The sequence below is a fragment of the Neobacillus cucumis genome (assembly GCF_002860255.1).
Classification (GTDB): Bacteria; Bacillota; Bacilli; order Bacillales; family Cytobacillaceae; genus Neobacillus; species Neobacillus cucumis_A.
In genome coordinates, this window is sequence record NZ_PGVE01000078.1 from 21,114 (window position 1) to 46,347 (window position 25,234).

Genomic DNA, 25,234 nt, shown 5'->3' on the forward strand with positions numbered 1-25,234 from the left:
AGGGCAATCGTATCGATTGCTCTTTTAATTTGTTTTTTCCTCTTCAATCCAATCTAAGTCAACCCAACTTTGCTTTGAATAAAGCAGGCTTGCTTGATAGATTCCGGCAGCTATGGTTTTGGCCATTCTCATGACAAGATTTAACCTGGTATTCTGTAGGACAAAAAATTCCATAAACCCGCTGACATTGACGATACCAGTTATATGGATGTCACCTACTGCAGGAAGATCTTTGTTCACCCCTGCACCAGGTTTGACTGGCCCATTCCCTAATTGGATAACACCGACATTCTTTATGCGTCCTAAGCAGGCATCAATCCCTATTATATATGGATTGGCATGAATGGTATGGATCTCTTTTATTTTATCTGCCAGATTCACTGCATGTATAGGCTGATCTAAGGTTCCGTAAACATAAAAGGATTGAAGCCTTTTCTCCTCCAGGATACTTCCGACTAGCGGTCCTAGGGAATCCCCTGTGGAGCGGTCTGTCCCAATACATACAAATACAATCGGTTGTCTTGTTACACTAGGGATATTCAGGAGTAATTCTTGAGCAAGCTGTTCAGCAGCATCAGAATCATCATGAACAATACTTACCTTCCCTCTCCTGTCGAAAAAACTAGATTTCAGATTCATTCAGCCCACTCCCTAATGTAATAAGTGTAATAGACCAGCTCCAGCGCCGCCGCATTTTTAATCATTATACGGAAAATTTTGAAAATCTATACATTGAATAGGTAAAAAATGAAAATTCATTATGCTATTAACTAAGTTGAAAAATTGTTAAAATAGATTAGGTACAAAAGGGTTGAGGAAGGTGTTCTATGAGTATTACACAAAGAGGACTACAAAAGCTTTTAGATAAATATCAAAATGAAGATACATGGTTGAATCTAGGTGAAGGCTTGCTTAAAATAATTGTAATCATGGCAATTGCCAATGTATTCATACGAATTGGCAAGCTGGCGGTTCATAACATTTTTAAAATTAGAAACCTCTCTCCGCTGAATACGTCTGAACGAAGAGAAGCTACTCTTTCTAGACTATTAGATAATGTCCTTACCTATGTCGTTTATTTTATTGCCTTTATGATGGTTCTTTCTGTATTAGGTATAGATGTGAAGGCACTTATCGCAGGAGCCGGAGTAGTTGGTTTAGCTGTCGGCTTTGGTGCACAAAGCCTGGTAAAGGATGTTATATCCGGATTTTTTATTATTTTTGAAGATCAGTTTTCCGTTGGCGATCATGTTCGCATAGGACAATTTGAAGGAAACGTCCAATCCATTGGATTAAGAACCACCAAATTAAAAAGCTGGACTGGGGAAGTTCATATTTTACCAAATGGTAATATTCTGGAAGTAACAAACTTCTCGCTTAATAACAGCTTAGCAATCATAGATGTCGGGATTGCTTATGAAGAAAATATCGATAAGGCCGAGAAGGTTATTAGAGAATTACTTGCAACCATGCCGGATAAATATGAGGAACTTGTTAAGGTACCTGATTTTCTAGGTATCCAAAACTTTGGACCTTCCGAGGTAACATTAAGAATTGTTGCAGAAACATTGCCAATGCAGCATGCTGCTGTATCAAGAAAAATACGGAAAGATATTAAACAATCTCTTGATGAGCATGGAATTGAAATTCCGTATCCGCGGATGGTCATGTATTCGAAGGAAAATGGAAATATAAAAGAACCGAGTGTTTAAGGGGGACAAACAAATGGAAGAAAAAGAATTTGCCCTAAATGACGTTGTAGAAATGAAAAAACAACATCCATGCGGAACCAATCGGTGGAAAATTATCCGAATGGGAATGGATGTCCGGATTAAATGTGAAGGCTGCGGTCATAGTGTTTTAATCCCAAGAAAAGAATTTTCGAGGAAAATGAAAAAGATTTTGGTCAAGCATGAAGGATAATTTTTCATGCTTCTTTTTTTAAGGCTATTTTCGCATAAATTGTTGTTTTTCGTAAAAGTTCATCGACACGTATAACTATATGCATCGTGGCATCTTTTCGTAAGAACATTTGCGGGAATTGCCCTAAAACTTAAGTTTTCGGTCCTTTACAAGGTTCAAAAACAACAAAGTTTACGAAAAGAGCCTTCTTTACAGATAGGTGAAATCGGGGGTTCTAGAGTATGGCAGAAATACGAAAGGCTGCATGTCCACTAAATTGCTGGGATAGCTGTGGCTTTAATGTAACAATCGCCGAAGGCAAGGTTGTTAAAGTAGAGGGTGACGATACACATCCGATCACTAGGGGGAAAATTTGCGGACGGGGCCGGATGCTCGAGAAAAGAACAAACTCAACCGAGCGATTATTGCATCCGTTAAAAAAGATAAACGGGGAATTTGTTGAAATTTCTTGGGAGCAAGCACTCGGTGAAATAGCTGAGAAGCTCCGTACTATAAAAGAAACAGTTGGTACAACTGCTGTTTTGCACAGTCATGACTATGCGAATAATGGAATTTTAAAGAATCTTGATCAACGTTTTTTTAATTGTTATGGCGGTGTAACGGAATTATATGGGTCCCTCTGCTGGGGAGCGGGGATTGAAGCGCAGAAGTGGGATTTCGGGAATGCCTATAGCCATGAACCAGATGATATTACTAACAGTAAAAACATTGTTATTTGGGGGCGAAATGTCGCCAGAACCAATATGCATTTATATGAAAGATTGCTAGAGGCAAAAAAGCAAGGGACAAAATTATATGTGATTGATCCTCTATATAATGCGATTGCTAAACAAGCCGATGAATTTATCACTGTAAAGCCAGGAATGGATGGAATTCTGGCTGCAGGGATTATGAAGGAGATCCTTCGGCTTGGATTAGAGGATCGGGATTTTATTGAGCGATCCACACATGGTTTCACGGATTTAATGAAGCTTCTTGACGGAATTTCCCTGGAAAAAATAAGTGAAATGACCGAAGTTTCTTGTGAGGCTATTACCCAGTTAGCCTATGTTTACAGCGATAGGCCTACGGCAACCTATATGGGGTTGGGCTTACAGCGATATAAAAACGGAGGCAATACCATTCGCTTGATTGATGCCCTTGCAGCTGTGAGTGGAAATATAGGAATACCAGGCGGTGGTGCAAATTATGCCAATCTCCAAGTTGGTCAAAGTTTTGCCTTTGATGAGTTAACACTTTCACATCGTAAACAGGAAAACCGACAATTTTCAATTATGAAGCAAGCGGAAGAAATATTAAAAGCAGCGGATCCAGCTATCCAAATGATTGTGGTGTCATGTGGAAACCCACTTACCCAAGTGCCTGATACTGGTGTAGTGAAAAGGGCCTTCTCTTCGGTGCCGACAGTAGTAGTACTAGAGCAATTTATGACAGATACCGCCCTTTTTGCGGATTATGTCTTGCCAACAACCACTGCATTTGAAGAAGAAGACTTTTATTATTCATCGATGTATCATCATTATATAAACTATGGTCCAAAACTGATTACGGCTCCTGGAGAAGCCAAGTCGGATTTGTGGATTTGGACACAGCTGGCCGCAAGACTTGGATTTGGAGAAGATTTTTCTTTTACAAGAGATGAATGGTTAAGGATGACCTTGAAACCATTACAAGGTGCAGGTATTACCCTGGAAAAGTTAAAGGATCAGCACACACTTGAATTACCGGTTGAAAAGGTGCCATGGTGTCATCGTAAATTTCAAACTCCAAGCGGTAAATTCGAATTTACTTCTCTTTTGGGCGAAAGAAAAGGCATGAATGGCTTGTTAACATTAGCCGTTCCAGATGAATCAAAATGGGAAAGTCCTTCTCTGACTAAAATCTATCCTTATCAGCTGTTAACCATCCATCCCATGCGTTCAAATCACTCACAAAATTACCACTTATTAGGGAATAATCTGAAGTTAAAGGTAGAGATTGCTTCTAATATTGCAGAAGAACGAGGATTTTCGAATGGCGATTATGTAAGAGTGTGGAATGACCGAGGGGAAGTAAAAGGATATATTTCAATATTATCGAAGGCTCATCCTGACACGATAAATATTGATGAAGGCATTTGGAAGAGGTTTGGCGGCTCTGTTAATCAACTGACCTCGAGCCGTGAGTCGGATAACGGTCTAGGAAGTACGTTATATGACTGTGTGGTTAATGTGGAAAAGGTAAACTAACTGGTGCGAAGTTCCGTACCAGTTTTTTGTATATCTTGTCTTTTTAGGATTAGTTGCCTTATAATTGTGAGAGGCTTTTGAATATATAAAAGAACTTTATTTTTTATATAGATTTCTTATTTAGGAGTGAGCGTGAATGGCTTTAACAGCTGGTATTGTCGGTTTGCCGAACGTTGGTAAATCGACATTATTTAATGCAATTACCCAAGCAGGAGCGGAATCAGCGAATTACCCCTTTTGTACGATTGATCCAAACGTAGGAATTGTAGAGGTACCTGACTATCGCCTGCAAAAATTAACCGAACTTGTTCAGCCAAAAAAGACAGTTCCAACTGCCTTTGAATTTACTGATATTGCCGGAATTGTGAAAGGTGCTAGTAAAGGGGAAGGACTCGGAAACAAGTTCCTTTCTCACATCCGTCAAGTGGATGCAATTTGTCAGGTAGTCCGTTGTTTTGCTGACGAAAACATTACCCATGTATCAGGTAAGGTGGATCCAATTGATGATATCGAAACCATCAATCTTGAGTTAATCCTGGCTGATATGGAAACAGTAGAAAAAAGAATCAGCCGAGTAGAAAAATTGGCTAAGCAAAAGGATAAAGATGCGGCTGCTGAGTTTGAGGTCCTCGCCATGCTTCGTGATGCCTTTGAAGCAGAGAAGCCTGCTCGTACGGTTGACTTTACGGAAGAACAGATGAAGTTAGTAAAAGGACTGCATCTTTTAACGATTAAGCCTGTACTATATGTGGCAAACGTAAGTGAAGATGATATTGCGGATCCATCTGGTAATGAGTATGTTCAGAGGGTTCGGGAATATGCTGCTGCAGATAATGCAGAAGTCATTGTTGTTTGTGCGAAAATTGAGGAAGAAATAGCTGAGCTTGAGGGTGAAGAAAAGGCCATGTTCCTTTCGGAGTTAGGTATTGAGGAATCAGGTTTAGATCAATTGATTCGTGCAGCCTACAGTCTGCTTGGTTTAGCTACTTACTTCACAGCAGGAGTACAAGAAGTTCGTGCTTGGACCTTCAGAAAAGGAATGAAAGCACCACAATGTGCCGGCGTTATCCACTCTGATTTTGAGCGTGGCTTTATCCGGGCTGAAACAGTTTCCTTTGATGATTTATTAGCAGCAGGAAGTCATAATGCTGCTAAAGAAGCAGGAAAAGTCCGCTTAGAAGGTAAAGAGTATGAAGTAAAAGACGGCGACGTTATCCATTTCCGCTTTAACGTATAATAATTAATTAGGAGCTGGCTCTTTCTTGAGCTACTCCTTTTTTAAATCTTTTCAATAAAAATGGAGAAAATGTGAAGGACGTTGCATTTAGAAAATACTTGTGATATAATTTCAACTTGTGAGTAATGAATAATTGCTCCTTGCCCAATCGGGCCGTTTAGACCAAAAGGAGGTGACTGTGATGAATAAGTACGAAATCATGTACATCATCCGCCCAAATATTGAAGATGAAGCGAAAAAGGCTCTTGTTGAGCGTTTTAACACAATTCTTCTTGAAAATGGTGCGGAAACTGCTGAAACAAAGGATTGGGGTAAGCGTCGTCTTGCATACGAAATCAACGATTTCCGTGACGGATACTACCAAATCGCTAAAACAACATCTTCAGCTGCTGCAGTACAAGAATTTTCTCGTCTTGCAAAAATCAGCGAAGATATCATTCGCCATATCGTAATTAAAGAAGAAGCTTAAGATTTATATAAATTTCTTGGTGAAATGGTTCCACGTGGAACATATTACCAAAAGAAAAGGAGTTGATTCTGATGATGAATCGTGTCGTGCTTGTTGGCCGTTTAACAAAAGATCCAGATTTGCGTTATACACCAAATGGGGTCCCTGTTGCTACTTTTACTTTAGCTGTTAATCGTCCATTTTCTAGTCAATCAGGTGAGCGTGAAGCAGACTTTATTAACTGTGTTGTTTGGCGTAAACCTGCAGAGAATGTAGCGAACTTCTTAAAAAAGGGCAGCCTTGCAGGTGTTGATGGCCGTATTCAAACGCGCAACTATGAAGGACAAGATGGTAAACGTGTTTACGTTACAGAGGTTCAAGCAGAAAGTGTTCAATTTCTAGAGCCTAGGTCGTCCTCTGGTGGTGGCGGAAGAAGCAACAACGATTATTATGGTGCTCCTCCTATGGAACCACAAGGGAATTCATATGGCAGCGGCAATCAGAATCAACGTCCAAATCAAAATCAAAACAAAGGTTTTACGCGCATGGATGAAGATCCATTTGCAGGAACTGGTCAGATTGACATCTCTGATGACGATCTTCCATTCTAAAATGAACCTTATGAACGTTATTAAAAAATACTAAAAGGAGGGAATTTTCATGGCAGGAGGACGTAAAGGCGGTCGCGCAAAACGTCGTAAAGTGTGCTATTTCACAGCAAATGGTATCACTCGCATTGATTATAAAGATGTAGATTTACTTAAAAAATTCATCTCTGAGCGTGGAAAAATTTTACCACGTCGTGTAACTGGTACTAGCGCTAAATACCAACGTAAACTAACAGTTGCAATCAAACGTGCACGTCAAATGGCATTACTACCATTCGTGGCTGGAGAATAAATAAAGCGTAAGCGCCCTTAGGCGCTGAAGCTAGGATGCACTTTTTTTGCATTCCGAAAAAGACAGTAAGGTTTCGTCCTTACTGTCTTTTTCTATTTCTAAGTTGTATGAAAACACGTTAGTGGCTAAAATAAAGAGATAGATTTAAATTAAGAGGTGTTGAAGTGAAAAATATCCGCAACTTAACGGAGGGTGCCATTTTATTAGCGGCCTTTATAGTCTTTTTATTGATAACAATCTACATACCGCCTTTAAGTGTGATTAGTGTTTTTATCCTGCCGCTGCCATTCATTATGTTTTCAGCAAAGAATGGCTTGAAACATATAGCCGTCTTCTTTCTTGCTGCTTTAATTCTTGCCTTTATCGCTGGTTCTATCCAGGGGCTGTCAACCATGATCCTTTTTGGAGTGGCTGGTATCGTTATGGGCTATGCAGCTCAAAAAACAAAAAGCCGGACAGCTGTTTTAATTGGGGGTACACTTACCTTTATTGTCGGTTTAATCATCTCTTATGTCGTACTTGCTACATTTATGAAAATCAATTTTATTGATGAATTAAACACGGTCTTAGATCAATCGATGAAACAAGCCGAGCCAATGTTAAAGGCTGTTGGAAAGGAAGAGCAGATAAAGCTATTAAAGGAGCAAAATGCTGCATTAGTTAAAGGCATTAAAGAGTTGGCACCCGGGTATTTAATCATTGTGTCCCTTTTTTATGCTTTTGTAACACAGTGGATTTGCTTTCCTATTGCCAAAAGGTTTGGTCTTACGGTTCAATCATGGGGGAAATTTAGAAATTTAATGCTGCCTAAAAGTCTTTTATGGTATTATTTAGCGGCTTTAGGAGGATATTTATTATTTCACCCTCAAGAAGGCACTTATTTATATTTGGTTTTAGTTAATGCAAGATTTATATTGGAAATGTTTTTGTTCCTTCAAGGATTAGCTTGTTTATTCTACATTTTCCATCAGCGTTCTATTGGAAAAGGACTTGCCATGTTCGTTGTAATTCTATCTTTCATCATTCCGATTGTTCATTATATAATAAGGATATTAGGCATTGCCGACTTAGGTTTTGATTTTAGAAAGCGATTTGAGAAAAAATAGTAATACGTCAAGGAGCTGAAGACTTTGCCTGCATTTTTTGAAAAGCGGTCAATTCGTTACCCTTTTTATGGGCTAATTGGCGTTACTGTGATCTTGCTTATCATCCTGTATTTATATAATTGGATTTTGAGCATAGCAGGGCTTTTATTAATGTTAGTGCCCCTCTACTATATGTTTGTCATTGACCGTCGAGAGCGAAAAGAGATGGAGGAATATATCTCTACGCTTTCCTATCGAGTAAAGAAGGTTGGCGAAGAGGCACTAATGGAAATGCCAATCGGGATTATGCTCATCAACGAAGACTATTATATTGAATGGACGAATCCTTATCTTTCCTCCTGCTTTGATGAAGTAACATTAGTGGGCAGATCACTTTATGATGTTGCTGATGCGTTGATTCCATTAATTAAACAAGAGGTAGAAACAGAAATTATCACTCTTCATGAGCGTAAATTTCGTGTGGTTCACAAACGGGAAGAAAGACTGTTATATTTCTTTGATGTAACAGAGCAAACAGAGATTGAGAAGAAATATCAGGAAGATCGAACGGTTATTGCAACGATTTTCCTCGATAATTATGATGATCTCACCCAAGGTATGGACGATCAAATGCGTGGAAGTATTAATAATTTAGTAACCTCCATTTTAAATAAATGGGCTCAGGATAATGGAATTTACTTAAAACGTGTTTCCTCGGAGCGCTTTATCGCTGTATTTAGTGAAAGAATTTTACGCATTCTTGAAAAAGGGAAGTTTACGATCCTCGATGAAGTCAGAGAAATGACCTCTAAGCAAAATGTCAGCTTCACATTGAGCATAGGTGTGGGTACAGGAGTATCTTCTCTCCCTGAATTAGGTGCTTTAGCGCAATCAAGCCTGGACCTAGCCCTAGGAAGAGGCGGTGACCAGGTTGCGATTAAACTCCCGAGCGGTAAGGTGAAGTTTTATGGGGGCAAAACCAACCCTGTTGAGAAAAGGACAAGAGTAAGAGCGCGGGTCATCTCTCATGCTCTCAGAGATTTAATTATTGCCAGTGATAAGGTCATCATCATGGGTCATAAGAACCCTGATATGGATTCGATTGGTTCAAGTATTGGTATTTATAAGGTAGCCCAAATGAACCAGAAGGAAGCGTATATTGTTGTTAATATGCAGGAAATGGACAGTGGTGTCAAAAGGTTAATGCATGAATTACGCCATCAAGAAGAATTATATTCTTATTTTATTGAACCTGAATTAGCACTAGAAATTTCCACAGAGAAAACCTTGCTTGTTGTTGTCGATACTCATAAGCCTTCGATGGTAATGGAGGAAAAACTTCTAAATAAAATTGACCATGTGGTGGTCATTGACCATCATCGCCGTGGAGAAGAGTTTATTGCCAATCCTCTGCTTGTATATATGGAGCCTTATGCCTCTTCTACTGCAGAGCTTGTAACGGAATTTTTGGAATATCAGCCTAAACGGAGTAAAATTGAAATGATTGAAGCGACCGCTCTTTTAGCTGGAATCATTGTCGATACAAAAAGCTTTACACTAAGAACTGGTTCAAGGACATTTGATGCTGCATCTTATCTACGGGCACATGGAGCCGATACGATTCTTGTTCAAAAGTTCCTGAAAGAAGACGTCGATACATATATAAAAAGGTCGAAGTTAATTGAATCGGTATCGTTCTACCGTGAGGGAATTGCGATTGCAAAGGGTTTAGAAATGGAACTGTATGATCAAGTGATTATTGCTCAGGCGGCAGATACCTTATTAACGATGGATGGGGTAGTCGGCTCTTTTGTAATAGCCAAAAGGGATGAAGGTGTCATCGCTATCAGTGCCAGGTCGCTTGGAAATATCAATGTGCAAGTGATTATGGAGAGCCTTAAAGGCGGAGGCCATTTAACAAATGCAGCAACCCAGCTGACAGGGCTGACTATAGACGAAACAGAGATCCAATTAAAACTCGCCATTGATGAATATTTTGAAGGAGTGAAAAAAGAATGAAAGTCATTTTTTTAAAGGATGTTAAAGGGAAAGGGAAAAAAGGAGAAGTTAAAAATGTAGCCGATGGCTATGCGCATAATTTTCTAATTAAACAAGGGCTCGCCATTGAAGCCAACAATGCTAATATCAGTTCTCTTGATGCACAAAAGAAAAAGGAAGAAAAGGTTGCAGCACAAGAACTTGCTGAGGCTAAAAAGCTGAAGGAAGTTTTAGATAAAATTACAGTTGAATTGAAGGCTAAAGCTGGTGAAGGCAGCCGATTATTTGGTTCTATTACTACCAAGCAAATTGCTGAAGAATTACAAAAGAACCATGGCATTAAAATTGATAAGCGCAAAATGGAATTAGCTGATGCCATTCGTACATTGGGACATACAAAGGTTCCGGTCAAGCTTCATCATGAGGTCACAGCTACATTAACGGTTTCAGTAACTGAAATTAAATAAGGTGAAAATTTGCCAGTACGAAAGTCTCGATAAACATGTTAAAATAATTGAAGTAGAACTTCTTGTGATCGGTTATGACTGGTCACTTTTTTCTTTTAGAGATATGATAATATAGTTTTAACTAATCCTTCTAAGCTAGGAGGTTTTTTATAGATGAATGATGTATTAGCGGATCGTATGCCGCCACAAAATATTGAGGCTGAACAAGCTGTACTTGGGGCTATCTTTTTAGAGCCCTCTGCGCTGACTCTGGCATCAGAAATATTAATACCTGAAGACTTTTACCGTGCCTCTCACCAAAAAATCTTCAATGTCATGCTGGATTTAAATGATCAAGGAAAAGCAGTTGACCTTGTGACGGTCACAGAGGAACTAGCTGCTGCTAAACTGATTGAAGATATTGGCGGTGTTAGTTACTTAAGTGATTTGTCTGCTTCTGTACCGACTGCAGCAAACATAGAGTATTATGCTAGAATAGTAGAAGAAAAGTCTCTTCTAAGGAGATTAATCAGAACAGCAACGAATATTGCTTCTGATGGATATTCTCGTGAAGATGAAGTGGAAGCTCTTTTAAGCGAAGCAGAAAAAAGTATTATGGAAGTGGCACAGAGAAAAAATGCCGGAGCTTTCCATAATATTAAAGATGTTCTCGTCCGTACGTACGACAATATTGAAGAAATGCATAACCGAGTAGGAGAAATTACTGGTATCTCTACTGGATTTGCTGAATTGGATAGAATGACGGCCGGATTCCAGCGTAATGATTTAATCATCGTAGGAGCCCGTCCTTCCGTGGGTAAAACGGCCTTTGCCTTGAATATTGCTTCTAATGTTGCGATTAAAACCGGTGAAAATGTAGCCATCTTCAGTCTCGAGATGGGTGCAGAACAGCTTGTTATGCGTATGCTTTGTTCGGAAGGAAATATAGATGCACAAAGACTTCGTACAGGTTCACTTACCGATGATGACTGGGGTAAACTGACAATGGCAATGGGCAGTCTTTCAAATTCGGGGATTTTTATTGATGATACTCCCGGTGTTAGAATTAGTGATATCCGTTCAAAATGCCGTCGTCTCCAGCAAGAGCATGGCCTAGGAATGATTTTAATTGATTATTTGCAGCTTATCTTAGGAAGCGGAAGATCGGGTGAAAACCGTCAGCAGGAAGTATCTGAAATTTCACGTTCACTTAAACAGTTGGCACGTGAACTTAAAGTCCCTGTTATTGCCCTTTCTCAGCTTTCTCGTGGTGTTGAGCAGCGTCAGGACAAGCGTCCGATGATGTCGGATATCCGTGAATCTGGTAGTATTGAGCAGGACGCTGATATCGTTGCGTTCTTATACCGTGATGACTACTATGATAAAGAATCGGAGAATAAAAATATTATCGAAATTATTATTGCCAAACAGCGTAACGGTCCAACCGGAACGGTTTCTTTAGCATTTGTAAAGGAATATAATAAATTCGTAAACCTTGAGACACGTTATGAGCCTTCTGGTGCGTAGTTTATAAAAAGGATTAGCCCTATTTGGCTAATCCTTTTTATATATTTATAGATTCGTATATATACGAACATATTTTTCTTGCGTTATACGAAATGTTCGTGTTTTGTTGACTTTAGTAGGCTAAAATTGATAAACTATGGATAGATTAAATTAAGTAGCAGAAATTTCGGAGGTGCCATTCATGTCATCAGTAGTCGTTGTTGGAACACAATGGGGAGACGAAGGAAAAGGGAAAATTACCGATTTTCTTTCTGAAAATGCAGAAGTTATTGCTCGTTATCAAGGTGGAAATAATGCTGGACATACCATTAAATTTAATGGTGAAACTTACAAGTTACATTTAATTCCGTCTGGGATTTTTAATAAAGAAAAAATAAGTGTCATCGGCAATGGTATGGTTGTTGACCCGAAAGCACTAGTGGCAGAGCTTGCTTATTTACATGAGAAGGGCGTAACAACGGATAATCTTCGGATCAGTAACCGTGCCCATGTCATTCTCCCTTATCACTTGAAATTAGATGAAGTAGAAGAATTACGCAAAGGCGATAATAAAATTGGCACAACCAAAAAAGGAATCGGTCCTGCTTATATGGACAAGGCTGCCCGTGTTGGTATTCGGATTGCTGATTTGCTAGACCGTGAAATTTTTGAAGAAAAACTCGAGCAAAATCTTGCAGAAAAGAATCGTTTGTTTGAACGAATCTATGAGACAGAAGGCTTTAAAAAAGAAGACATTTTAGATGAATATTATGAATATGGCCAACAAATTGAAAAGTATGTCTGTGATACATCTGTTGTATTGAATGACGCATTAGACGAAGGCAAACGGGTATTATTTGAAGGTGCTCAAGGTGTAATGCTTGATATTGATCAAGGTACTTACCCATTTGTTACTTCTTCTAATCCCGTTGCTGGAGGCGTTACAATCGGCTCTGGGGTAGGCCCATCTAAAATTACGCACGTAGTTGGTGTATGTAAGGCCTACACTTCTCGTGTTGGTGATGGTCCATTCCCAACAGAACTAAATAATGAAATCGGCAATCGTATCCGTGAGGTTGGCCGTGAGTATGGAACTACAACAGGCCGTCCACGCCGTGTCGGCTGGTTTGATAGTGTCGTGGTTCGTCATGCCCGTCGTGTGAGCGGCTTAACGGATCTATCTCTGAACTCGATTGATGTTTTAACAGGAATTGAGACATTAAAAATTTGTACAGCTTACCAATATAAGGATGAAGTAATTACTGAATATCCTGCAAACTTAAAAATCTTGTCCCAATGTGAACCTATTTATGAGGAGCTTCCTGGCTGGACAGAGGATATTACTGGAGTGAAATCATTAGATGAACTGCCTGTTAATGCCCGTCATTATGTTGAACGTGTAACACAGTTAACTGGTGTCCCATTAACTACCTTCTCTGTAGGTCCAGATCGCACACAAACAAATGTTGTCCGCAGCCCTTGGAGACAGATATAATTAAAAAATTGAAGCCCTCTCTTATGAGGGCTTCAGATTTTTTTAATAAAAAACTTTAAAAAACTTTAAAAAAAGTATTGCACAGTTTCAAATATCCATGCTATTATAAGAAGCGTCGTCACGATACGACAAAAAGTTGTGGGAACAATACGAGCCATTAGCTCAGTCGGTAGAGCACGATCGAATAAGCTTCATTGAAAAAGCATCAGGGCACACGCCGAGCTGCTACTTGAATAAGCTTTCTGAGGCGTGGGCATCCGGCGAAAATCAACGTTTAGGAAATTATATTAGTACGAGCCATTAGCTCAGTCGGTAGAGCATCTGACTTTTAATCAGAGGGTCGAAGGTTCGAGTCCTTCATGGCTCACCAAAGTTTTTTGCGTAAGCAAAATAACTTTCAATAATAATATGGCCCCTTGGTCAAGCGGTTAAGACACCGCCCTTTCACGGCGGTAACACGGGTTCGAATCCCGTAGGGGTCATTGGCTTTTGATTGTCAGCAAATGGCTGGCAAGGACGGTCTCCTTGCTGACGATCAATTAATATGGTCTGGTAGTTCAGTTGGTTAGAATGCCTGCCTGTCACGCAGGAGGTCGCGGGTTCGAGTCCCGTCCAGACCGCCATACATATGGCTCAGTAGCTCAGTCGGTAGAGCAAAGGACTGAAAATCCTTGTGTCGGCGGTTCGATTCCGTCCTGAGCCATCCCAAAAGAGGTTTGCAATAGCAAGCCTCTTTTTTTTATATAAAAAATTCCCTCCTTCTGCAATAAAATCGCATTCATATAACCATACTGCTCACTATCTGGGATTTTTAAGTAAAATAGGATATTTATACTATTCATTATTAATGTTCGACAAATCCATTCGTGTCAATATTACTAGATTATGTCGCCGTAGATTGAAAAATGTCAGCTGGTATACAATTCTGTTACATTATTAAGACTATTAATCTTTTTTATTAAAACTATGTTAAATTATTAATGGTTCATATTAAGGAAAAATTCTTTACTAGACATACATACAGAACTGATAAGGGTTTTACCGTGGTTTAGGAGGAAAAAATGTTATCTTTGAATAATAAATTAAAAACTAATAAATTATTACTGCTTAAAACAACAGTCATTACTGCCATGGCTGCTTCGGTCATAGCTTTTAGTAATGGTCCTATTGCTTCGGCACTATCATCAAATTCTACTAAAATATATCATGTTTATCTAGATGGCACCTATATAGGTAACGTTACAGATAAGAATGTAGTGAATAAGCTAATTGACGAGAGAGTAAACATTGCCAAGAAATCGTTTACAAATATTGACCTGAAAATTAAGCAAAACGTTAAGTATGTGCCAGAACAGGACGCCCGTTCAACAGCTAACAACAAGGAAACCGTCCAAAACTTTAATAATATTTTTCAACTAGAGGCGGAAGCTTCAGCCATAGTAATTAATGGGACACCAGTTGTGTATCTGGATAATAAAGATTCTGCTGAGGAAGTAATAAAAAGGCTCAAGCTTCAATATGTAACTGAAGCTCAGTTACATGAACTCGAGGCAAGGAAAGCGCAAAAGGATCCAGTGCTGCCTCCGCTAGAGGAAAATCAAACTCGTCTAGTTGACGTCCGTTTATCAGAGAATCTTTCAATTGAAGCAAAAGAAATTGCGCCAGAAAAAATTATGACAGCTGCTGATGCCGTAACTTTCTTGCAAAAGGGCACTTTAGAAGAAAAAAAATATGCGGTAGCGACTGGTGACGCTCTTGAAACCATTTCCCATGACCATGGCTTAAAAGTGGGAGAATTATTAGCTCTAAATCCTGGATTAACAGCGAATAGCGTACTTAAGATTGGCCAGGAATTAAATGTAACCCAACTTCAGCCATATATTGAAGTGATAGTGGATAAGGAAGTCAATCAAAAGGAAGAAATCCCATTTACTAATCAAATAATAGAGGATGCCTCTCTACCGAAGGGTGAAACAAAAGAAAAGCAAGCTGGACAAAATGGTTCTCGATTGGTTACCTATCAAATTTCTGAACAAAATGGTGTAAACATTAAAAAGGAACAATCCAACGAAAAAGTTCTTGCACAGCCAGTAAATCATATGGTTGTAAAAGGAACGAAGGTCATCCCTTCTCGCGGGGAGGGCAGCTTTGCCTGGCCGGCAGTCGGAGGATATATTTCAAGTAAAATGGGGACGCGCTGGGGAAAAATGCATAAAGGTATTGATATCGCCAGACCTAGTAATAAGACGATAAAGGCTGCCGATAATGGAGTGGTTATTTTCTCTGGATGGAGTAACAGTTACGGAAATAAGATTATTATTGATCACCGTAATGGTTTCCGTACCCTTTACGGGCACATGTCTTCACTAAAAGTCAGAGTTGGGCAAACCGTTTCAAAAGGAACAGCCATAGGCATTATGGGTTCAACCGGAGATTCAACCGGAGTTCATCTGCATTTTGAAGTATATAAAAATGGAAGCTTAGTTAATCCACTTTCTTATTTAAACTAATGAATGAAGAGTCTCTAGTTTGATACTAGAGGCTCTTGTTTTTTGTATTTTAATGTAAAAGGTGTTAAATGATGTTATGCCAAACTTACCAAATGCTACTTATAGATGAATTTCTACTAATAAAATGGTAAAGTAAAATAGAATAGGTATGACTTTTATAGCCCTTTAATTGAATAGATATCAATTGAACAAAAAGGAGTAAATAGTATGGAAAAGAAAATACTTGTTGTAGATGATGAAAAACCAATTGCTGATATTCTGCAATTTAACTTAAAAAAAGAAGGTTATAACGTTTATTGTGCTTATGATGGAAATGAAGCACTACAATTGGTTGAGGAAATTCAGCCTGACCTAATCCTCCTAGATATTATGCTTCCATTACGTGATGGAATGGAAGTATGCCGAGAGGTGCGAAAGAAATATGAGATGCCTATCATCATGCTGACAGCAAAGGACTCTGAAATTGATAAAGTATTAGGCCTTGAGCTGGGGGCAGATGATTATGTTACAAAGCCATTTAGTACCAGAGAATTGATTGCCCGTGTTAAGGCGAATTTGCGCCGTCATAATCAAATTTTAGCCCAGCCGGATGCTGAAAATGAAACGAACGAAATTGAAATTGGTTCATTAGTCATTCACCCGGATGCCTATGTTGTCTCAAAACGAGGCGAAACCATTGAGTTAACGCATCGTGAATTTGAGCTGCTATATTATTTAGCGCAGCATATTGGTCAAGTAATGACAAGAGAGCATTTACTGCAAACGGTATGGGGATACGACTACTATGGAGATGTGCGTACCGTAGACGTAACGGTAAGACGATTGCGTGAAAAAATTGAGGATAGCCCAAGTCATCCAACATGGATTGTCACTCGTCGCGGGGTTGGATACTATTTGCGCAATCCTGAACAGGAGTAATTAGTTAATGAAAAAGGTTGGTTTCTTTCGCTCTATACATGTGAAGTTTGTCCTTATCTATGTCCTCCTCATATTAGTAGCAATGCAAATTATCGGTGTTTACTTTGTCAGACAGCTTGAAGAAACATTGCGGACAAACTTTCAAACTTCGATTAAGCAGAGGGTAGATTTGCTTGCTTATAATGTGGTAGAGGAAATGAAAAAGGAAAGAAAGCCAGAAGACCCGACACTTGAGGAAGATTTAAAGAAAATTCTTAGAGATTTTGATGCGGGCGATAGTGATGTATCGGAAGTCCGAGTGATTGAAAATCGATCCTTAAAAATACTTGGCACTTCTCAGCCAGGGAATCAAGGTGTTGTTGGCCAAAGGACGACAGAGCTTCAGGTTAAACAATCCATGGTCTTAGAAGAAGATCAAAGTACCATTAAAATTGACCGGCAGTCCGGACATCGCATTTGGGTCCTCTCTACCCCTATTAAATCGGGAAAAAGGGTAATTGGCGCCATTTATTTAGTAGCAAAAATAGAAAATGTGTTTGGGCAGATGAAGACGATTAATGGGATTTTTGCTACAGGCACAGCCATAGCTTTATCCATTACTGCCGTTCTAGGTATTTTGTTAGCCCAAACAATTACAAGGCCAATAGCAGATATGAAAAAGCAGGCTTTAGCAATGGCAAAAGGAAATTTCTCGAGGAAGGTTAAAGTGTATGGTCAGGATGAAATAGGTACACTGGCAGTCACTTTTAACCACTTAACGAAAAAATTGCAGGAAGCCCAGGCTATGACAGAAGGGGAACGCCGAAAGCTCTCTTCCGTTCTTTCGTATATGACAGATGGTGTTATAGCTACGGATAGAAAGGGCCGAGTGATTTTAATAAATGACCCGGCAGCAGACATGCTGAATGTTTCACGTGAAACAGTTTTGTCACAGCCTATTGTATCATTGCTGGATCTTGATGATACCAATACATTTGAAGATCTCCTTGAAGAGAATGACTCGTTAATATTAGATTATAGTACAAAAGCAGAGCGCTATTTTTTAAGGGCTAATTTTTCAGTTATTCAAAAGGAAACAGGCTTTGTCAATGGCTTGATATGCGTGCTTCATGATATAACCGAGCAAGAAAAGATTGATGCAGAAAGAAAAGAGTTTGTTGCCAATGTTTCACATGAATTAAGGACACCTCTTACCACCATGCGCAGCTACCTAGAAGCTCTGGCAGATGGTGCGTGGACAGACCCGGAAATTGCCCCTAATTTTTTAGAGGTAACGAGAACGGAGACGGAAAGAATGATCCGTCTTGTTAATGACCTTCTTCAATTATCAAAAATGGACAGCACGGATTATAAGCTGACAAAGGAATGGGTAAACTTTGTTGACTTTTACGACCGGATTATCGACCGGTTTGAAATGGCAAAAGAGCAAAATGTAACATTTAAACGAAAACTCCCTAAGCAGGCTATTTTTGTAGAAGTTGATGAAGATAAAATGACCCAGGTCTTATACAACATTATCTCTAATGCCTTAAAGTATTCTCCTGAAGGAGGACAGGTTACTTTTTCCTTAAAAGAAAAAGAAGATCAGATTATTGTCAGTGTGTCTGACCAAGGGGTAGGAATTCCCAAAGAGAATATTGCCAAAATTTTTGACCGGTTTTACCGGGTTGATAAAGCTAGGACCCGCAAGCTTGGCGGTACAGGCTTAGGCTTAGCGATTGCTAAAGAAATGGTAAAAGCTCATGGCGGGACTATTTGGGCAACAAGTGAAGAAGGAAAAGGGACAAAGATATCTTTTTCACTTCCATACGAGCGTTCTGAAGAGGATGAATGGTCATGAGATACGAAAATATTAAATCAGGAATTTTAACCATATTAGTCTTGGTAAGTATTCTGTTAACCTGGAGTCTTTGGACCTACCAGCCCAATTACGATACGATGGAAAACAGTAAAACGGTGGCCGAAGTCAACCTTAGTGAAAAACAAGAGGTGACTAAGATTGTACGTCCTGATCAAGTATTATTTCATGTAAAAGGACAGCATTATGGTACCAATAACCCTACTGAGTTGGAGAAGATGATTAAGGAAATGAGACACTGGACTATCTCAGATGTGGAAAATCATTCCGATAAGGTGGGAGATTTCGATGAGTTTATTCATCGAAGCGGTAATACAGAAATCATCTTCCCTGGTGATGTCCCAATTGAGTTATATCGCAGTGTATTTACCATTGAAGGGAAAAAGATTACTCCTTTTAATTTTAATCGCATTATTATTAATGCGGAAGATTTAGAAAAAGGCAATGGAATTGTTTATTTTGCCTCCACGGAAACCCAGCAAATTTATATTAGTCATATTTCATTATCCAATGTAAATGAATTTAATCGTGATTATTATAAAAATGCTGCCCATTATCCAAAGTTTTTTGCTTATAAATTAGCTGGAAAAAGGTCTATCTTTCTGCCAGAGTCTAAAACGCAAATGACGACCTATAAGTATTTGCCTGTCACCCTTAATTCAGATGAGTTTAAAGATGCACTTTTTGACGATCCAAGTTTTGTTCAAAAAAGTTCTGTGCCATATGGCGAGGAGTTTACAAACGACTCTAGTAAGATGACCGTTAACTATGACAGTAATATTTTACAATACGTTAATCCAACAACTGATGATAATTTTGTCGAAAGTTCTTATGATTTAGTTAAAAGAAGCATTGATTTTGTTAATGAACATGGCGGCTGGACGGATCCGTTTCGTTATGTATCTAAAAGTGAATATAAACGGTCTGTTAGCTTCCGTTTATATAGTATGGATGGCTATCCTATCTATAATGATAGAGGATTATCAGAAATTACGGAGGTATGGGGACGTGATGAAATTAATAAATATGTCCGGCCGAATATTGCCTTAGACCTTCCGTTAATAACAGAAATGCAAAAAGTTTCCATTCCATCAGGTCATGAAGTCTTAGCACGTTTACAAAGTAATAAGAACTTTAAGCCGGAACTTCTCGAAGAACTAGTCCTCGGCTATCGAATGGAAAGAGATTCAGAGGAGAATAAGCTGATTCTCTTAGAACCTGCTTGGTTTTATCGATATGATAAATCATGGGGGCAGATTCCGCTGAAAGACTTAGGAGGTGGCCCTGTCCGTGGATTGGAGTAAAATAAAAACTATATTTATCATTACTTTTTTAATTTTAGATGTGTATCTGTTATTTCAATTCATGAAAATCCGTGATGCTAATAAATACGAAGTCATAACAGAGACTTCATTTGAAGATAAATTAAAAGCAGATGAAATTACGTATGTAGAGCTCCCAAAGGAACCAATAAAAGACCAATATCTTAGTGCTCAACCTAAAACATTTACAAAAGGGGATATTGCAAAATTGAAAGGACAGAGGGCCACTTCCGTTGAGCCTAGCTCCACACTGGTCGTCATGCTTGATAAACCGGTCCAGCTGAATTCAAAATTCAAACCTTCTGATCTTGCTCCTTTTATAAATGAAAATATTCTTTATGGTGACCATTATCAGTTTTGGGAAAAGAATGATAAAAAACATACGATAACCTATTTTCAGCAATATGAAAATTATCCATTATACGAAAATATTAATGGGATGATTACGTTTAGTGTGAATGAGGATAACCAGATTACCTCTTATCAGCAAACCTATTTAGAGGGAATTCAAAAGCTGACGGCTAAGGAAGAAATTCTTCTCCCGTTAAAGGCCATTGAAACATTACACCAAAAAGGTGTATTGAAGCCAAAAAGTAAGATTACTAAGATTGAGCTTGGCTACTCAACGCTTATCCAGCTGGCTGCCTCTCAAGTATTAGCCCCAACCTGGCGTTTCGTGGTTAATGATAAGGAGAGCCTGTTTGTAAATGCGTTTGAAGGTCAGATCATTGAGTTTAATAGCGAGAAAAATAGTAAACTGGAGTGAAAAAAGTATGTCGTTACGATATAGCATCTTGGCAAGCGGAAGTACAGGGAATGCCTTGTATGTCGAGTCTGATGAACATTCCTTTTTAGTAGATGCCGGTTTCAGTGGAAAACAGATGGAGTCCCTATTTGGACAGATTGATCGAGATATCAGCAAGCTTTCCGGCATCTTTGTCACACATGAGCACAGTGACCATATCAAAGGAATTGGCGTCCTTGCCCGTAAATATCATTTGCCTGTATATGCAAATGAAAAAACATGGCGTGCCATGGACAGCTTAGTAGGTGTGATTCCTACTGAGCAAAAATTTGTTTTTAATATGGAGACGGTAAAGAGCTTTGGCTCAACAGATATTGAATCATTTGGTGTGTCCCATGATGCAGCAGAGCCAATGTTTTATGTGTTTCATCATTCAGGAAAAAAATTAGTGTTAATCACGGATACTGGCTATGTCAGTGACCGGATGAAAGGGATTATTTCAAATGCAGATGTGTACATTTTTGAATCGAACCATGATGTGCAAATGCTGCGGATGGGCAGATATCCCTGGAACATTAAACGCAGAATCTTGAGTGATGTCGGACATGTTTCTAATGAAGACGCGGCACTCGCCATGAGCGATGTGGTGGGAGACCAGACAAAACGGGTCTATCTCGCCCATCTAAGTCTTGATAATAATATGAAGGATCTAGCAAAAATGGCCGTAACACAAACATTAGAGAGCCGTGGGTTAATTGTTGGTGAACAATTTGGCCTTTATGATACAGACCCGAAAACCCCTACGATTCTAAATGCAGTATAAGCTTAAAAATGGAGGCCAAAACCGGCCTCCATTTTTTATGGGTTGTTCAAATAGACTGGCAAATGTTTAGTAATTTTAGGAAGAATGATTATAATTATAAGTGGTATATAAAATAATAAATAGCACTTTTCGAAGAAAGGAATGGTGTAAATGGGTTATTATGACGATCATACACAGGGACGTTATCGTGAGCAGAGAGGTAAAAAAGGCAGTGTATTTCTCGCCAGCCTAGCTGGAGCAATTATAGGTGCACTAATAGTGATCTTTGCCATTCCAACTCTATCAAAGCAAGGAATATTGCCTTATAAACTAGCAACTGATCAAAATCAGGCTGTGGAAACTACAAATAATAAGAAGAATAATGAAAAGAATGTGGTCGAGAAAGTTTCTTATGATGTGAGCACAAATACGACAAAAGCGGTTGAAAAAACAGGCGAAGCAGTCGTTGGTATTAATAACATTCAATCTTCAAGCTTTTGGTCAGATAAGGGTGACTCCTCAGAGGAGGCAGCTGGAACGGGCTCAGGAGTTATTTATAAAAAAGTGGATAATAAAGCCTATGTTGTCACAAATCATCACGTTGTAGAGGGAGCAACAAGGCTTGAGGTAAGCTTAGATGATGGAACAAAGATAGCAGCTAAGCTGCTTGGCAGTGATGTATGGACGGACTTAGCGGTTTTAGAGATTGATGCAAGTAAGATAAAAACTGTAGCCACATTTGGTAATTCTGATAATTTGAAGATGGGTGAACCGGTCATTGCCATCGGAAATCCACTTGGGGCGACTTTTTCCGGATCCGTAACGCAGGGGATTATTTCGGGGCTAAAGCGGACGATACCAGTTGATATTAATGAAGATGGTGTCATTGATTGGCAATCGGAGGTATTGCAAACAGATGCAGCGATTAACCCTGGTAACAGCGGTGGTGCATTAATTAATATGGCAGGACAAGTGATCGGAATTAATTCCATGAAAATTTCCCAAGAGGCGGTTGAAGGAATTGGTCTCTCCATACCGATTAATTCAGCCATACCTATTATTGACGATCTTGAGAAATTTGGAACGGTAAAACGCCCATATATGGGCGTGGATTTAAAATCAGTGGATGAAATTCCTGCTTATTATCAGGAAGAAGCCCTTAAACTACCTAGAGATGTGAATTATGGTGTAGCCCTTCGCCAAGTGGTACCTAATTCTCCGGCATCCCGAGCAGGTTTACAAGAACTTGATGTCATTGTTGAAATGGATGGGGAAAAAATAACAAATGTGATCGACTTGAGAAAGCATTTGTATCAGAAAAAGAAAGTCGGCGATCAGTTGAAGGTCAAGTATTATCGTGAGGGTAAACTAAAGGAAACTACTTTAACTCTTACGGGTGAAAAGCTTGAATAAAAGATGGCTGGGGAAGTGTTATACTCACTTTCCCTTTTTATTTTGTATGTTATGATAGATGAGGTCAAAAGTATGATAGCCAAAGGAAAGGTTAAAAATAATAGTATTGATTTGTTTGAAAGTGGGGAGTTGGAATGATTTATAGCTGTGAGGAGCATATTGACATTGCATTAGATGATATTGTGGATAAATATCAGACTTATCCAGTTTTATCACAAGTACCTGTGGATAAAACATCTACAAGCTGTGAATATTGCGAAAAACCTGCCGTATATATGGTGGCGAACAAATGATTCCATACTAGATGTGGATAAAAAATGTGAATATGTGGATAACTTTTGTGGATATCTTGTTTGTAAACTGTTTGTAATTAAGTTGTAAAGGGTTGTGGATTGTGAATATCTCGATCATAACAGTTGGTAAGCTAAAAGAGAAATATTTACGGCAGGGAATCGAGGAGTATTTAAAAAGATTATCTGCTTACGCAAAGATAGAGGTTGTGGAGGTTGCAGATGAAAAGGCTCCTGAGGAATTAAGTGAGCTTGAAATGCTGCAGGTGAAGCAAAAAGAAGGAGAACGGATTTTGGCCAAAATCAGCCAGGATACATATGTCATTGCCTTAGCTATCCAAGGGAAGCTGCAATCATCAGAGGAACTTGCTAAGACATTAGACCAGTTAGCAACGTATGGGAAAAGTAAAGTTGCTTTTGTCATTGGTGGTTCGCTTGGTTTGAGTGAGGAGGTCATCAAACGGTCCAATGAGCAGCTGTCTTTTTCAAGGATGACCTTCCCTCATCAACTAATGAGGTTAATTCTAGTTGAACAAATATATAGGGCGTTTCGGATTAATAGGAATGAACCGTATCATAAGTAAATGAGGTTTTAATATAAATTAATTAATTAAAAGCCAGCATATGAGTAAGCTAAGGTTTAATAAGTTTCCCTTTTGGGTATGACACAAGTGCGTGTCTTTAAAGAAAAATTTGTGGTAATCTAGTCTATCTTTGAAAAAGAAATATAAGGTGTTTGATTATAATTGGAAATTAAACAGTTGCAATTTTTTATTGAAGTTACGCGTACTGGTAGTTTTACCAGTGCAGCAGAAAATCTTTTCATAACGCAGCCTGCCCTCAGCAGAACTATCAAATCATTGGAAGACGAACTTGGCACAAAGCTTTTTGTTCGAACAAGGAAAAAGTTGATCTTAACCGATGCAGGACGTGTCCTAAAAAAACATGCATTAAAAATTGAAGAACAGCTGCAGCAATTGGATAAGGAAATGGATAAGATGTTAATGCTAAAAAAAGGACATATCCGTATCGGGCTCCCTACAGTAACCAATTCTACTTTTTTCTCAAAACTTCTTGCTTCTTTTCATCAAGAATATCCAGAAGTTACGTTCCAATTGGAAGAGGACGGATCAAAGCCAATTGAACAGAAGATTATCAATGGTTTACTTGATTTTGGTATTGTCTTTCTCCCTGACAAAAATGAAAGTATTGACTATTATACGTTTATTAATGAGAAACTAAAACTGGTTATTCCCGCCTCCCACCGTTTTATCGGCAAACAGGAAGTGTCATTGCAAGAGCTGAAAGAAGAAAATTTTATTATGTTTAACCGAGATTTTGAATTAAGGAGTCTGATTATTGCTGCATGCAGAGGAGTTGGTTTTCAACCGACCATTATTTCGGAAACATCACAATTAGATTTTATCCAAGAAATGGTTGCTTCTAATCTGGGTATTACCTTGCTGCCTGAGAGTATATGTATGGAATTAACACATGATATTCAAACAATCTCCATAACCAACCCGACAATCCGATGGAGTTTAGCATTGATCTGGAAAACGGATGCATACATGTCACAGGTTGAGAAAGAATTTATCCGGTTTGCAAAAGTGAAGCTGTCGAAAGCATCCTTACCGTAAATTCATAATCTATGATAGAAGATTTTAGCAATGGATTTTTATGCCGCGTCTACAAACAAAACGAGGCTGGGGGGAATTTCCTCACAGCCTCGTTTTATTAATGAATCACAGTTGGACCGGCTAGTTCCCTTGGCGGGTTTCCCAATGCTAACTTGCTGATATTAGCATAACTCACTTGTTCATACTCTTTTAGCAACTGTTTTAGTTCAGAAAATTTTTCGTCCTTTTTTAACTTTTCGATTTCCTCTTGATAGACGGACAAAACATAATCATCTTGTCCTACCGGCTTAAATTCGCTTGGGTCTTCATCCATGAGTAATGCTCCCATATATTGGTATCCAAAATTAAGTTTACGAGTTAGTTCAATGATATTTAAGAACATATGATAAATAGATGGTTTTGTTTCACTTAAGTGTTCAATGGCCATTTTTGCGTCAATCAAATCTTCATAATTTGCTGAGACTAACATG

At 38.8% G+C, this 25,234-nt stretch carries 24 protein-coding genes and 4 tRNA genes; 26 read left to right on the forward strand and 2 right to left on the reverse strand.

Going from position 1 to position 25,234, the window contains the following annotated elements:
- Positions 1-24: 24 nt before the first annotated feature.
- Positions 25-639, reverse strand: a complete 615-nt coding sequence (gene yyaC, locus CVD27_RS20815) for a spore protease YyaC (protein ID WP_101650095.1) — start codon at positions 637-639, stop codon at positions 25-27.
- A gap of 188 nt (positions 640-827) precedes the next feature.
- Between yyaC and CVD27_RS20820 the strand changes: the two genes are divergently transcribed.
- From CVD27_RS20820 to CVD27_RS20945, 26 genes are all read left to right on the forward strand, one after another.
- Positions 828-1,712, forward strand: a complete 885-nt coding sequence (locus CVD27_RS20820; RefSeq protein ID WP_101650096.1) for a mechanosensitive ion channel family protein — start codon at positions 828-830, stop codon at positions 1,710-1,712.
- A gap of 13 nt (positions 1,713-1,725) precedes the next feature.
- Positions 1,726-1,923, forward strand: a complete 198-nt coding sequence (locus CVD27_RS20825; RefSeq protein ID WP_101650097.1) for a DUF951 domain-containing protein — start codon at positions 1,726-1,728, stop codon at positions 1,921-1,923.
- Positions 1,924-2,144: 221 nt separating this feature from the next.
- The gene (locus CVD27_RS20830) at positions 2,145-4,151 is read left to right on the forward strand and encodes a molybdopterin-dependent oxidoreductase (RefSeq protein WP_101650098.1); all 2,007 of its coding nucleotides are present in this window, start codon (positions 2,145-2,147) and stop codon (positions 4,149-4,151) included.
- Between the two features lie 136 nt (positions 4,152-4,287).
- The gene (ychF, locus tag CVD27_RS20835) at positions 4,288-5,388 is read left to right on the forward strand and encodes a redox-regulated ATPase YchF (RefSeq protein ID WP_101650099.1); all 1,101 of its coding nucleotides are present in this window, start codon (positions 4,288-4,290) and stop codon (positions 5,386-5,388) included.
- A gap of 181 nt (positions 5,389-5,569) precedes the next feature.
- A complete protein-coding gene (gene rpsF, locus CVD27_RS20840; RefSeq protein WP_101650100.1) occupies positions 5,570-5,857 on the forward strand; it encodes a 30S ribosomal protein S6 in 288 nt (95 codons plus the stop codon).
- Between the two features lie 71 nt (positions 5,858-5,928).
- Positions 5,929-6,447: a single-stranded DNA-binding protein gene (ssb, locus tag CVD27_RS20845; protein ID WP_101650101.1), complete on the forward strand. Its 519-nt coding sequence runs from the start codon at positions 5,929-5,931 to the stop codon at positions 6,445-6,447.
- Positions 6,448-6,496: 49 nt separating this feature from the next.
- Complete coding sequence (rpsR, locus tag CVD27_RS20850; RefSeq protein ID WP_007088219.1) at positions 6,497-6,736, forward strand: 30S ribosomal protein S18; 240 nt, start codon at positions 6,497-6,499, stop codon at positions 6,734-6,736.
- Positions 6,737-6,900: 164 nt separating this feature from the next.
- Positions 6,901-7,842 carry a YybS family protein gene (locus CVD27_RS20855; RefSeq protein WP_101650102.1) on the forward strand — a complete coding sequence of 314 codons (942 nt, stop codon included), beginning with the start codon at positions 6,901-6,903 and terminating at the stop codon, positions 7,840-7,842.
- A 24-nt stretch (positions 7,843-7,866) separates the two neighbouring features.
- On the forward strand, positions 7,867-9,840 hold the full coding sequence (locus CVD27_RS20860) for a DHH family phosphoesterase (protein ID WP_101650103.1): 1,974 nt from the start codon (positions 7,867-7,869) through the stop codon (positions 9,838-9,840).
- Positions 9,837-10,286: a 50S ribosomal protein L9 gene (gene rplI / locus CVD27_RS20865; RefSeq protein ID WP_101650105.1), complete on the forward strand. Its 450-nt coding sequence runs from the start codon at positions 9,837-9,839 to the stop codon at positions 10,284-10,286. Before CVD27_RS20860 ends, rplI begins: the two co-directional genes overlap by 4 nt.
- 153 nt (positions 10,287-10,439) lie before the next feature.
- Positions 10,440-11,792 (forward strand): replicative DNA helicase, encoded by a 1,353-nt coding sequence (gene dnaB, locus CVD27_RS20870; protein ID WP_101650107.1) that lies wholly within the window; start codon positions 10,440-10,442, stop codon positions 11,790-11,792.
- Positions 11,793-11,973: 181 nt separating this feature from the next.
- Complete coding sequence (locus CVD27_RS20875; protein WP_101650109.1) at positions 11,974-13,266, forward strand: adenylosuccinate synthase; 1,293 nt, start codon at positions 11,974-11,976, stop codon at positions 13,264-13,266.
- A gap of 294 nt (positions 13,267-13,560) precedes the next feature.
- Positions 13,561-13,636: transfer RNA gene (locus CVD27_RS20880), tRNA-Lys, on the forward strand.
- A gap of 40 nt (positions 13,637-13,676) precedes the next feature.
- Positions 13,677-13,748 (forward strand) — tRNA-Glu (locus CVD27_RS20885).
- 64 nt (positions 13,749-13,812) lie between these two features.
- Positions 13,813-13,889, forward strand: a tRNA-Asp gene (locus CVD27_RS20890).
- 7 nt (positions 13,890-13,896) lie between these two features.
- Positions 13,897-13,969: transfer RNA gene (locus CVD27_RS20895), tRNA-Phe, on the forward strand.
- A 358-nt stretch (positions 13,970-14,327) separates the two neighbouring features.
- Positions 14,328-15,776: a peptidoglycan DD-metalloendopeptidase family protein gene (locus CVD27_RS20900; RefSeq protein ID WP_101650111.1), complete on the forward strand. Its 1,449-nt coding sequence runs from the start codon at positions 14,328-14,330 to the stop codon at positions 15,774-15,776.
- 207 nt (positions 15,777-15,983) lie between these two features.
- Complete coding sequence (yycF, locus tag CVD27_RS20905; protein WP_101650113.1) at positions 15,984-16,694, forward strand: response regulator YycF; 711 nt, start codon at positions 15,984-15,986, stop codon at positions 16,692-16,694.
- Between the two features lie 7 nt (positions 16,695-16,701).
- The gene (gene walK, locus CVD27_RS20910; protein ID WP_101650115.1) at positions 16,702-18,534 is read left to right on the forward strand and encodes a cell wall metabolism sensor histidine kinase WalK; all 1,833 of its coding nucleotides are present in this window, start codon (positions 16,702-16,704) and stop codon (positions 18,532-18,534) included.
- Positions 18,531-19,856: a YycH family regulatory protein gene (locus CVD27_RS20915; protein ID WP_101650118.1), complete on the forward strand. Its 1,326-nt coding sequence runs from the start codon at positions 18,531-18,533 to the stop codon at positions 19,854-19,856. Before walK ends, CVD27_RS20915 begins: the two co-directional genes overlap by 4 nt.
- The gene (locus CVD27_RS20920; protein WP_101650120.1) at positions 19,843-20,640 is read left to right on the forward strand and encodes a two-component system regulatory protein YycI; all 798 of its coding nucleotides are present in this window, start codon (positions 19,843-19,845) and stop codon (positions 20,638-20,640) included. The genes CVD27_RS20915 and CVD27_RS20920 overlap by 14 nt, the downstream gene beginning before the upstream one ends.
- A gap of 7 nt (positions 20,641-20,647) precedes the next feature.
- Complete coding sequence (locus CVD27_RS20925) at positions 20,648-21,442, forward strand: MBL fold metallo-hydrolase (protein WP_101650122.1); 795 nt, start codon at positions 20,648-20,650, stop codon at positions 21,440-21,442.
- 150 nt (positions 21,443-21,592) lie between these two features.
- The gene (locus CVD27_RS20930; protein WP_101650124.1) at positions 21,593-22,834 is read left to right on the forward strand and encodes a S1C family serine protease; all 1,242 of its coding nucleotides are present in this window, start codon (positions 21,593-21,595) and stop codon (positions 22,832-22,834) included.
- A gap of 134 nt (positions 22,835-22,968) precedes the next feature.
- Entirely contained in the window at positions 22,969-23,127 is a 159-nt protein-coding gene (locus CVD27_RS20935) for a CxxH/CxxC protein (protein ID WP_101650127.1), read from the forward strand.
- 101 nt (positions 23,128-23,228) lie between these two features.
- Complete coding sequence (gene rlmH, locus CVD27_RS20940; protein WP_101650129.1) at positions 23,229-23,708, forward strand: 23S rRNA (pseudouridine(1915)-N(3))-methyltransferase RlmH; 480 nt, start codon at positions 23,229-23,231, stop codon at positions 23,706-23,708.
- 162 nt (positions 23,709-23,870) lie between these two features.
- Positions 23,871-24,764: a LysR family transcriptional regulator gene (locus tag CVD27_RS20945; RefSeq protein WP_101650131.1), complete on the forward strand. Its 894-nt coding sequence runs from the start codon at positions 23,871-23,873 to the stop codon at positions 24,762-24,764.
- A 97-nt stretch (positions 24,765-24,861) separates the two neighbouring features.
- Here CVD27_RS20945 and CVD27_RS20950 read toward each other — a convergent pair whose 3' ends face one another.
- Positions 24,862-25,233, reverse strand: a complete 372-nt coding sequence (locus tag CVD27_RS20950; RefSeq protein ID WP_101650133.1) for a hypothetical protein — start codon at positions 25,231-25,233, stop codon at positions 24,862-24,864.
- Position 25,234 lies beyond the last annotated feature (1 nt).